Origin of the sequence: Mammaliicoccus sp. J-M40 (assembly GCF_022386395.1) — a bacterium.
Classification (GTDB): domain Bacteria; phylum Bacillota; class Bacilli; order Staphylococcales; family Staphylococcaceae; genus Mammaliicoccus; species Mammaliicoccus lentus.
The window spans coordinates 16,130-27,983 of the sequence record NZ_JAJNIQ010000001.1 but is presented as its reverse complement, the minus strand read 5'-3'; the positions used below and the strand labels follow the sequence as shown (position 1 = coordinate 27,983).

Sequence of the window (11,854 nt, the reverse complement as noted above, 5' to 3'; positions counted from 1 at the left end):
TTTAACCTCTCATTCTTCTTTTTAAAATTTCTTCGCCACGTTCAATGAGTGCTTCTTTATCAATATCACTAAACGGTTCTAGGAAACGATTTGCTTTAGGATTCATATATAAATCGCTCAATGCATCTTCTAATATTTGGTCATCTTCTAAAATATCATCATTAAATTCGTTAGCTAACATCACTTCAGAATCTTGTTCATAAAATACATTTAATTCTTCAATAAAAATAAAATTAGTTTGATTTTCTTCATACTCTTGAATCAATTGAATAACTTGATTAATTTCTTCTTGCTTAAGTACTTCATCATGCTTTACATATACGTCTAATTGGTAGAAGGCTTTCCCTTCAGTTCGCACACTATCTTTGAACTTTTGAATCGCTTCGTACAATGCATGTTTACCTTTAGCTTTTGTTTCAATTATAGCTTTTTCAAAACGTATATATTGTGTCGGTTTAAATCTGGCTTCTAACTTCGCCTCATCACCTTCTACTAATAAATAGCCTTTTTCGCCTTTTTCTTTAAAATGACGTGCTTGAATATTACCTGGATAGTGAATTTGAGATAGTTCACTAATCATTTGGCGCTCGTGTATATGTCCTAAAGCCCAGTAATGATAAAGTTTACTGTTTAAGTCTTCCACATTAAATTCAGTATATCTGTTTTTGACATTCGAAGCTTGAGAATAAGTTCCATGTAGTAATCCAATATGTATACCTTTATTGCCAGTTGATTCAGGGTATTCATCAACTTTATTTTCATAACTTGCATCTTTTTGATAACTAAATCCATGTAAATAAACGACTTGACCATTTTTTGTGATAAGTTGATATGTTGAAACTTTATCACTAAATACCGTAACGTTTTCTGGCCAAACAGTATGAACTGAATCTGATAATGGGTCGTGATTACCATGGATAATATATACAAATATTTGTTCTTGTTCTAGCTTTTTAAATTGTTCTCTCAAGTAAACTTCCGCACGTAAAGTTCTGTTATCTTGATCAAATAAATCACCTGAAATAATAACAAAGTCAACTTGTTCTTTTATTGCATCATCAATAATATTAGTAAAACTATTATAACCACTCTGTTTAACATCGTTTAAAATAGAAGGGCTTAAATAATGTCTAGATTTAAATGGACTATCAAGATGTAAATCTGCACAATGTATAAATTTAATCATTTAACTAACCTCTTTCACTATTAGTTCATTTTCTTAATTATTTTATTCAAGCACAATTCAATAGAATAATCAGATTAATAAGTAGTCTTTTAATGTATTAATTTTACCATATTCAAGGCATATACGATACATGACAAAGCTAATAAACAACGGTTTAAACCTAAAAAAAGTCTTGTTAGATACGACTACGTACCTAACAAGACTTTTGAAATTAAGAATTATTGTTGACCTTCTTGATTATCTTCAAGACTACCATAAATATCTTCTAATGGTTTCATGATAACACGGTTTAAATCTTGAATAAGTTGACTCATAGCTTGTTCAGCTTGCATTAATTCAGAAATTGTTTCGTTTTGCTCAATTTCTTGTGCTGACTTTTGAGCTCTAGCGATATCTACTTCTGAGATTTCTTCGCCTTGCATTTGTTTGTTTTGTAAATCTAGTTGAACTTCACGGAATTCATCGAATAATTTTTTAGTTTCTGGGTCAGCATTTACTTTTTCGTATTGCTCTTTAATTTTGTTATATTCGTTGCTTTCACGTAAAGTTTGTTCTAGTTCATTCGCTTTGTCATAAATATTTACTTCTGCCATAATAAATTCGCTCCTATAATTAAAAAGTGTATTAGAATATCAATTCCAATAATACTGTATCACACTTCGAAAGCTTATACAAAAATAGCGATTATACCTTGGAACAAGCCTATTATGCCACCTAATACAAATCCTAGTAATGTGATTAATTTCAACTCTTTGTTTGAAATTTCTATTACTAACTTTTCAAGATATGACAATTCGAAGCGATCAATTTGTTCTTTAATCAATTCTGCTAATTTCATTCTTTCTAGAATTAAACTAATATTATCTCCAACTTTTTGAATCATATAGTCAATAAATCTTTCTGTACCTTTACCTTCCATATATTCAAATAAACTTGGTACAAGTTCATATAATGGTGTGTTTAAATATTTATGCACATTAACAGATTCAGTTATTTCTTCAGCGATAAGAACTTTTGCCTTATCTTTCCTTCCAAGTGTAACAACTTCATCTAATGATTTTGACATCCACTTTTCATATTGTGTTTGTACTTGTAAATCAATCATATTATGAATTTTTTCTTGCTTAATTACATTTCTCAGTTCTTTTCGAACCTTATATACAATGTCTTCAGTAGTCATAAACATTTGAATCATGCCCACCATTTTTCCTTTTTGTTCGAAAAATTCTTCTACCATTGTATATATATCATTTTTGCCTTTATCAGATGCTAAATAAATATCCATTTTCGATAATATCTCAGGTGTAACACGATTCACTTGTCGACTTAAATCCTCATATATTTCTTCAGGGATTAAACTATGAATTGCATCTTTTTGATGAATTTCATAATATTTATCCACTTTTTGTTCTATTGTATGTTTTAAAGTTTCATTTAATTTTTCTTCCAATGGATAATCAATTCTATTTATAAAATCTTGTGGTGTGTAGTTTTTTTCTTTTAATGTTTTAAATTGAACTTTAATTGTATCTTCAAGAACACTTTTAGTATTAGGGTTAACAAGTTTTTCTTTAAATACTTCCGGAGTCAATAAATGGTTTGTTACCATCTGACCTACTTTTTCCGATAATTCATTTCTTCTTTTTGGAATAAGTCCTGGAGTAAATGGTAGTTTATAACCAAAAATTTTCTTTTCATGGTATGGATGAAATAACATTTTAATAGCGACAAAGTTAGTAAAGCCACCAATAATTGAACCTATTATCATCATTCCTATTATTGTTAATATAATTGTCATATCTGTTCTCCTTTAAAAAAAGCTACTTCTTTAGAATAATCTAAGAAGTAGCTTTTCACAAATATTAAACAAATAATGATTGAGTTTTACGTAAGAAATATGTTTCTGCTTCACGTTTCTTCGCAGTACCAAATATTGGTTGACGTTCGTCATTTAAAACTCTATACAAATCTGTTTTTTTATTAGATTGTAAAATGTAGCCTGATTTTGCATCAATAGTAGTCCAATAAATATCACTCGTATTATCATGGTTTGGATATGCACAATGATGACGAGAAATAATTTGAATTACCTCTAGAGGGTCACAACCAAATGTTGTGTTTAAAACGTCTGAATCTCTGAATAATGCACAGATAGATACACAAGTTGTCCAGTTTGGTAATACACGTTCTTTTTCTATTTGTACTAAAGTTTTTTTAGATAATCCTACTGTATTCGCCATTGTATCTTGAGTATAACCTGCCTCAATACGAACCATTTTAAATTTTGTTTGAATTATCGTTGTAAAAGTTTGTTTATCCATCAATAACTACCTTTCTATTTAAATTCTATTATTAATTTATTATATTATGTTGCAAAAATACACGATTTTTTCGAGCACAAGTATCATCATAATACATTTTGCATAAAAATAAAAGAGATAAATTGATTTTTTATCAATTTATCTCTTTAATACGTTGAAATGTTAATTTTTCGCCAATTTTGACTTTTCTCTCTCAGAAAGAATTAATGCACATGCTGCATCGCCTGTAATATTTACTGATGTACGTGTCATGTCTAATAATCTATCTATACCGATAATCATACCGATTGCGGCTGGGTTTATACCGATTGATGTTAAAATCATAGCTAACATCACTAATCCCACCCCAGGTACACCAGCTGTACCAATAGATGCTATAACAGCTATTATAACTACAGTAACCATTTGCATTACTGTCAAGTCTATTCCAGATACTTGAGCAATGAATATTGTAGCTACACCTTGCATTATGGCTGTCCCATCCATGTTGATTGTTGCACCAAGTGGTTGAACAAATGAACTAACTTCCTTTCTAACTCCCATATCTTTTGTACATTCTAGAGAGATAGGCAACGTTGCATTTGAACTAGATGAACTAAATCCTACAGCAATTGCTGGTAAGAACTTTTTAAAGAACCATAAAGGATTTTTTCCTGCTAAGAATTTGACTGCTCCACCATAAACAACAAAGAAATGGATGAATAAAGCCAACAATACAATGACGAAGTACATACCTAGTTGCTTGATAGCTCCAAAACCGGCATTCGTGAATGCCGTTGCAACTAGGCCAAATGTACCTATTGGAGCAAATACATTCATAATCATTGTAACGATATACATGAGTATATCATTGGTCTGTTCGAGAAAAGTCCTGACGACTTCAATTTTATTACCTAATGCTATCATTCCTATACCAATGAAAATCGCAAATGTGATAATTGGTAACATATCTTGTTCAACCATAGACTGCATTGGATTTTTAGGGAATAAATTAATGAGCGTTTGATCGAATGTTTGATTTTCTGGTGCTTCAGCATCCCCAGATTTAGCTTTCTGTTCAGCTCCATATTTCTTAACTTCGTCACTATTTAATAAGTCTCCTTGGCCAGCACCTGGTTTAAATACAAGTGCTAAAGCCATTGCGATAATTATTGCAATAGCTGTTGTTGTTAAGAAAAAGATAACGGTCTTTAAACCAATACCACCAAGCAGCTTAGGATCACCGACACCTACAACACCTAATACGATAGAAACAAACACTACTGGTACTACTAACATGAATATTAGATTCAGAAATATTTGCCCTAGTACATTAAATACATACTGATTAGTATTTTGAACAAAACTATTACCTTCGAAAATATTAAATATAGATCCCACTGCTATACCTAATATTAACGCTATAACAATCTTTAAAGTTAAATTCTTTTTTACTTTCATATTTATACTACCCCCAATTGTTAGCGTAAAATAATTTCTCCATGTTATCATTATATAGTAAGCGCTTTCTTTTTGTAAGACTTATTTAAAATTTTATACAAAAAAATGAGTTAATATCAAAATTTTGATATTAACTCATTGAAATAATCAAGTATTTAATTGATTAATTGGTGTTCCATAGCGTAAACAGCAGCTTGAGTTCTATCTGAAACTTTAAGCTTATTTAATATATGGCTAACATGGGTTTTTATCGTTTTTTCAGATACAAAAAGTGTTTCTGCTATTTCTTTATTAGTTTTCCCTTTTACCATCTCTTTTAGTACTTCTATTTCCCTCTTTGATAATTTATTAGCTCTGTGTGGTTTTTGTTCACTTTCAGAGATAACAGATTGAACTTTAGGGTGAATTTTTCGTTCACCTTTTAATACGTCTCTTATTGTTTGTATCAGTGCTTCTGGTTCTACATCTTTTATTTCATATCCATCCGCTCCTTTATCAAGCGCGGATATGACATGTTCTTCATCAAGAAAGCTCGTTAAAACTAATACTTTTACGTTTGGATATTTTTTCTTTAGAATACCAGTTATTTCAATACCGTTCATCTCAGGCATTACTAAATCTAGCAATATGATATCTGGTTGTTCATTTTCTTCTAAATAATCTAACAATAATTTTCCAGTTGGAAAATCTGCTACGATATTAAAATCTTTTACTGTATCAATCAAAAATCTTAACCCTTGTCTTACTATATGGTGGTCATCCACTAATATTACTTGATAATTCATTTTTACAACCCCTAATCACATTTAAAGTGGTATTGTTAATTCTATTTTGGTACCTTTATTTGTACTAGAACTGACTTCTATATGTCCTTTCATAACTTGTGCACGCTGTTTCATATTTCTTAAACCATTAGAAACTGTTTTTTCTGTTTTACTACTTTCAAATCCTATGCCTTCATCTATAATAACCACTTTAAATTGTAATTTGTTTTGTTCCATATAAATGTTGGCATGATGTGTTCCAGAGTGTTTCTTAATATTATTTAATGATTCTTGAATAATGCGATAAACATTCTCTTCTATTGTATTCGGTAAGTCAATTAAACCTTCAACTTCAAATTCAGATTCAACGTGAATAAATTGACTGTATTGTTTAATTGCAGAAATAAGACCGTTTTCTAGACCAACAGGTTTTAATTGCCAAATTAAAGCCCTCATTTCATTTACCGCACTTTGACTTGTTTCTTCAATTGTTTGGAATGCTTTTTTAGCCTCTTCGTGATCTGTGATACCTTTAGCAGCATGAGCTGTAATCTTTAAAGAAAATAACATTTGATTTACTGAGTCATGTAAGTCTCTCGCTAATCTGTTTCTTTCATTTATTCTTGCAGCTTCTTTTTCTTGATCTGTTAATATAATCCTTTTGATTGCTGAACCTATTTGAAAAGCTACTGATTCTAATAATTCTAAGTCTTCTTCAGAATATCTTTTTGTTTCTGGCGTAGCAATGTTTAATAAGCCAAATTGTTCATTTCCTGATCTTAAAGGCACTGTAGCGTGATGAGTAATACCATCTGTTTTATCATGATGTTCTCTAGTTGCCTTAACAATTCTAGAACAATTAATAATATTAGAGGCTTTTGTTAATTTTTTATTATGATAAGCTGTGACACACCAACACGTACCTTCAGTCATATATTGACAATCATTATGTGTTAAAGCAGGCGGTAATGCTTCTTCTGCAACTAATTCATGACGTCCTTCTTCATCAATGAAAAAAATCCACCCTGTATGAAAATTACTTCCATTCACTAATTTTTTAAGAGCACCATGCATCATACTATACATTTCTGTTTCTTCATTTAAAAACTCTGCAATTTCTTTCAATAAACTTGTACGTGTCGGTTTCTCCATTTACATCACCTTTATCATCATTGGTTATACACCTATTATACATACCATCTCTTTATCATTTAAATGTTTAAATTAAGCGGTAAAGATACTTCTTATGTAATTTTCTTGTTATACTAATTATAACTTAAATTTAGTTATAACATCATTTTTCCGATTTTAAGCTAAATATTCTTGGAGGATATCATGAAAATAATAATACCATCGAAATACGAAGGACAAACAATAGAAGAAATGTTTAAATCTTTGCAATTACCTAAGAAAGAATTACATTTATTGAGAATGTCTAAAGAAATAACACTTAATAACGAACCAAGCACGTTACGTAGTCATGTGTCAAAAGGAGATAAACTTCATATTCCTGTCTTAAATGAAACAAGTCAGTATGTATCAAGCTATCGTCTTGCTGAAGTTAAATATGAAGATGAATATTTTGCAATCGTTGTAAAACCTAAAGGCGTTAAAACTCATCCTAACGATTTACAAGAAGCAAATACTTTAATGAACCATGCTATTTATACTATAGATTCTGATTATGTAGAGCCCGTGCACAGATTAGATCAGGAAACAGTTGGGTTATTACTAGTAGCAAAACATCCTATTGCTAAAAAAATATTGGATCGTATGCTAGAAGATAGACAAATTACGCGTACTTATAAAGCACAAGTAGATAGTTTATTGCCTTTGAAACCACAAACAATCGATATGCCTATCGGTAAAGATAAGTTTCACCCTAATAAACGTCGCGTATCACCTACTGGTCAGCGCGCTGTAACACATATTCTTGAAAGTCATATGCTTGATGAGCACACAGCAGAAGTCGAACTAAAATTAGACACAGGTAGAACACACCAAATCCGTGTACACTTAGCAGAGATTGGTCATCCAGTAGTTGGAGATCCACTTTATAACAATAGTAAACTGAGACAATTGAAACTGCACAGTTACAAAATTGAATTTGAACATCCATTTAAAGATGAATTCGTTTCAGTTACGCTTGAAGATTAAAATATAAAATGAATTAGGGGGTGGGACAGAAATCTCATTTTATTAAAAAGATTTCGTAGTCCCACCCCGACAAGGATGACTAGATATGAAAAAAGCTTGATATAAGCGCATTTTCATACCAGTCAGCTACTGCCAATACAAAAAGAGAGTCTGGGACAATTATTTTATGTCCCAGACTCTAATTATATGTTTTCAAGGATACATTACTTATAATTATTTATCTTTTAAACCTTCGTTTGAATTTATTAAATAAATTAGATTTTTTACTTCTTATTGGTTTTCCTATTTTAATTTCACTTTGCTGTAATTGTTTAGCCTTAAGAATTGCTTCTTCCATCAATATTTGTTGAGAACTAGCTTGTTTGTTTCCAGCATCATTGTAATGATACTTTCCATTTGAATCTTGGATCCTTCCCTTCAGTCCATCATCAAGTTGTAAATTCAAATAGTCTTTTAATCTTTTAACGATGCTTTCATCTAAAATTGGAAATAAAATTTCAACTCGTTTTATCATATTTCTTGTCATCATATCTGCTGATGATAAGTACATTTTTTCTTCACCGTTATGATAAAAATAATATATTCTAGAATGTTCTAGATATCTCCCCACAATGCTAATTACTTCTATATTTTCACTTACACCTTGTATACCTGGCTTTAAACAACAGATACCACGAATTATCAGTTTAATTTTCACTCCATTTTGAGAAGCTTCAAATAATTTCTTTATGACCTTTTTATCTGTTAAAGAATTCATCTTAGCAATAATAAGTCCATTACCATGTTCTTTATGAGCTTCAATTTCTTGATCTATGTGATCAACAAATACATCTCTTATTTCAAATGGCGCTACAATCAGCTCATTATAATTTGGCTTTAATGAATAACCACTTAAATAATTAAAGAAATTAATCGCATCTTCTCCTATATCTGGATTAGTAGTAATGATGCCCATGTCTGTATATAATTTTGCAGTTTTATCATTATAGTTACCTGTTCCTAAATGTACAAACGGCATAACTTTACCGTTAACACGCTTTATCACGAGAGTAATTTTACTATGTGTCTTTAAAAATGTCATTCCATAAATAACATTACAACCTGCATCTTCTAGCATTTTAGCCCACTGCACATTATTTTCTTCGTCAAACCTTGCTTTTAATTCTACTAATACAGTAACCTGTTTACCATTTTCTGCAGCATTTTTCAACGCTTGAATAATAGGTGAATCACTACTTACACGGTAAAGTGTTTGTTTAATGGCAAGTGTATCAGGGTCTTCAGAAGCTTCTTTAATAAACTCTACAATTGGTTTAAATGATTCGTATGGGTGATGGAAGAATATATCTTTTTCTAATGCTAACTCATATATATTATTTTTATTTAAAGACGCAGGAATTTGAGGCGTATGTGGTTTGAATAATTCATTCGGTAACAAATCCTCCAATTGACTAACTAACGAAAATAAAACAGTTAAATCTACAGGCCCATTTACCCTGTATATATCATGATTATCTATTTCAAACTCATTCATGAGAAATATACTTTTTACTTCAGAATCAATATGTCTACTGTCAATTTCTAATCGGACAGCCACACCACTTTTTCTTTCTTTTAAAAATCTTTCAATTTCAATAAGTAAATCTTCCGCACCATCTTCATGTATCGTTAAATCTGCATTTCTTGTAACTCTAAAAGTATAAGTATTAATGACTTCATAACCATTGAATAATTGTTCGATGAATAAAGAAATCACATCTTCAAGAAATACAATATATTTTTTACCTTCGTGTTCAAGTTTAATAATTCTGTCCAATAGAACTGGAACGGGTACAATTGCTGATCTGATTTCTCCATCATCTAGTTTTATATCCACAAATAAATTAAGCATTTTATTATTTAATTTGGGTAATGGTCTATATGCATCAATGCCTAATGGTGATAAAGTTGGCAGTATTTCTGAGTTGAATTGAGCGTGTAATTGTTTAATTAGAATGTCTGGTAACCTTTCTGGTTGAGTAATATAAATATTATAAGTTTTTAATTTTTCTTTTAATTCATTAAATCTTTTATATTGCAAATCGACATTGATTCTATTTTTTTCTTCAATACAAATAAGTTGTTCTTTAGGTGTTAATTGCGCTTTGTTCTCAGGTTCATTAAAGTTCATTTTAATTTGGTCTTTTAACCCGGCCACTCTCACCATAAAGAACTCATCTAAATTAGAACTGTGAATTGCTATAAATTTTAATTGTTCAAGTAATGGATTATTAGAATCAAATGCTTCTTCAAGAACACGGTAATTAAAGTCTAACCAACTAAGTTCTCTGTTATTATAGTATTTTGAATTATCTAGATTATATTGTTTAGCTTGTTCTCCCATAATTACCACACCCTTTACAAATTTGCATCGTTTAAAAAGTTAGTACTGTTCTATTAAAACGTATAAACATTAATCTTGAGTAAATTTTATATTAAGTTTTTTTGGTAATAATTTTTCTATATGTTTCTTCTGTCTTTCAGATTGATATTGCTCCGCTATTGGATCTGTTACATATTGTACTTCTAGTACATATTCATCTTTAGATTCTGTCAATGTTAATGAATCAACACAGTCTGTATTTGATACATTAAGTGCATGAGCAAATTTAATTAAACCGCCTAGCTTCTGTATTTGATCTATCTCATTAGTTTTGAACCAATTAGTTTCTTTTGCATAAAATTTTAATAAAGTTTTATTTTTAAAACTTGCTAATAAAGCTAATTTCACTCTCTCTTTATGTGACAATCCATTGATACTACTATTTGCGATTATATAATATGTGTGTTGAGAACTGGAATCTGCATCAATAAATGAACCTAAATAGTATAAATAAGCAGCATCTTTAAATAATGATTTATCACTTTCAGAAATAGTAATATCATTTATTTCCATTACTTTATTTAGTAGAGTTTCTGCAAGTTTTACCCGTTGTCGTCCATTAGAAGGATTAATATTGTACTCATTTGCTAAATATTTAAGTGCATCAGTGGCCACATTATCTTTATTAAAAGCTTTGGAAAAATCTTCTTTTAATATGGTCATAACAAGTCCTTCTCTTAAACCTTTTCTAGAGAAACTAAATTCTGTTGCATCTACAACCTCGAATAATGTATTAAATACAATTGAACTTGGCATAATAATATCTACTCTATCTCTACTTAATCCATCTAAATCTTTCAAATCGTTTTTGTCTGATTTTTTCAATACATCAAACACTTCTTCTAAACCTTTTTTATTCATGTCATAACCATGAACACCTGCTATCGGATAATTATGTAAAGATTGATGAATTCTCGCATTATTTCGTGCAGAACCACCGATACCTATAATTGGTAATTCTTTATTTTTAATCCATTTTTCTGATTCAAATTGATCTTTAACATATTTTTCACATTTTTTTATAGCGTTCTTATCGTTATGATTTTTTCCTTCAAAGAACATTTTTTGTAGCGTTACAACTCCAAATGGGAAACTTACTGCATTCATTAGTTTTTTATTTTCAAAATGTGTAATTTCTGTTGAACCACCACCGATATCTACGGTGATTCCATTTTGAATATTAAGCGTATGAGTAGCTGCAAAGAAACCATAAAATGCTTCATCTTCATCAGGAATGACTTCTATATCTAAACCTGTTTTAGTTTTTACTTTTTCTTTAATCTCATTTAAATTATTCGATTGTCTAACAGCTGCAGTGGCTGCAGGAACTAATTCATCTACATTGAACTTCATAGCAACTTTTTTGAAACTATATAATGTTTCACTTAATATTTCGATACCTTCTTCAGTCATAACTTTATCTTCTGTTAAATATTGACTTAATCTAGCTGGGGTTTTAATGTTTTGTAATTCATTTAATCCTGTTTCATCTGAACATTCAAAAATAACGAGTCTAATAGTATTTGAACCGATGTCAATTAAACCTATTCTCTTCATATATACC

The 11,854-nt window shown here is 30.1% G+C and carries 10 protein-coding genes; 1 reads left to right on the top strand and 9 read right to left on the bottom strand.

Translation table 11 applies throughout. The features are described from left to right. Nucleotide 1: 1 nt before the first annotated feature. The 7 genes from LQ688_RS00245 to LQ688_RS00215 form a co-directional block, all read right to left on the bottom strand. Nucleotides 2-1,186, bottom strand: a complete 1,185-nt coding sequence (locus LQ688_RS00245) for a metallophosphoesterase family protein (protein WP_016999943.1) — start codon at nt 1,184-1,186, stop codon at nt 2-4. Nucleotides 1,187-1,404: 218 nt separating this feature from the next. After that, the gene (locus LQ688_RS00240) at nt 1,405-1,779 is read right to left on the bottom strand and encodes a YlbF/YmcA family competence regulator (protein WP_016999944.1); all 375 of its coding nucleotides are present in this window, start codon (nt 1,777-1,779) and stop codon (nt 1,405-1,407) included. Between the two features lie 74 nt (nt 1,780-1,853). Beyond that, the gene (locus LQ688_RS00235; RefSeq protein WP_147641106.1) at nt 1,854-2,984 is read right to left on the bottom strand and encodes a DUF445 domain-containing protein; all 1,131 of its coding nucleotides are present in this window, start codon (nt 2,982-2,984) and stop codon (nt 1,854-1,856) included. A 64-nt stretch (nt 2,985-3,048) separates the two neighbouring features. After that, nucleotides 3,049-3,507, bottom strand: a complete 459-nt coding sequence (gene xdrA / locus LQ688_RS00230; protein ID WP_016999946.1) for an XRE family transcriptional regulator XdrA — start codon at nt 3,505-3,507, stop codon at nt 3,049-3,051. 162 nt (nt 3,508-3,669) lie between these two features. Then, nucleotides 3,670-4,947 (bottom strand): dicarboxylate/amino acid:cation symporter, encoded by a 1,278-nt coding sequence (locus tag LQ688_RS00225; protein WP_064211358.1) that lies wholly within the window; start codon nt 4,945-4,947, stop codon nt 3,670-3,672. Nucleotides 4,948-5,102: 155 nt separating this feature from the next. Continuing rightward, nucleotides 5,103-5,732 (bottom strand): response regulator, encoded by a 630-nt coding sequence (locus LQ688_RS00220; RefSeq protein WP_016999947.1) that lies wholly within the window; start codon nt 5,730-5,732, stop codon nt 5,103-5,105. A 21-nt stretch (nt 5,733-5,753) separates the two neighbouring features. Beyond that, on the bottom strand, nt 5,754-6,863 hold the full coding sequence (locus tag LQ688_RS00215) for a GAF domain-containing sensor histidine kinase (protein WP_016999948.1): 1,110 nt from the start codon (nt 6,861-6,863) through the stop codon (nt 5,754-5,756). Nucleotides 6,864-7,046: 183 nt separating this feature from the next. Between LQ688_RS00215 and LQ688_RS00210 the strand changes: the two genes are divergently transcribed. Further along, on the top strand, nt 7,047-7,868 hold the full coding sequence (locus LQ688_RS00210; RefSeq protein ID WP_016999949.1) for an RluA family pseudouridine synthase: 822 nt from the start codon (nt 7,047-7,049) through the stop codon (nt 7,866-7,868). A gap of 217 nt (nt 7,869-8,085) precedes the next feature. On the opposite strand, the gene LQ688_RS00205 is transcribed toward LQ688_RS00210, so the two are convergent. Then, nucleotides 8,086-10,251, bottom strand: coding sequence for an RNA degradosome polyphosphate kinase (locus tag LQ688_RS00205; RefSeq protein ID WP_103269530.1), 2,166 nt, complete (start codon nt 10,249-10,251; stop codon nt 8,086-8,088). Nucleotides 10,252-10,320: 69 nt separating this feature from the next. Further along, nucleotides 10,321-11,847 carry a Ppx/GppA family phosphatase gene (locus LQ688_RS00200; protein ID WP_103269529.1) on the bottom strand — a complete coding sequence of 509 codons (1,527 nt, stop codon included), beginning with the start codon at nt 11,845-11,847 and terminating at the stop codon, nt 10,321-10,323. Between the last annotated feature and the right edge of the window lie 7 nt (nt 11,848-11,854).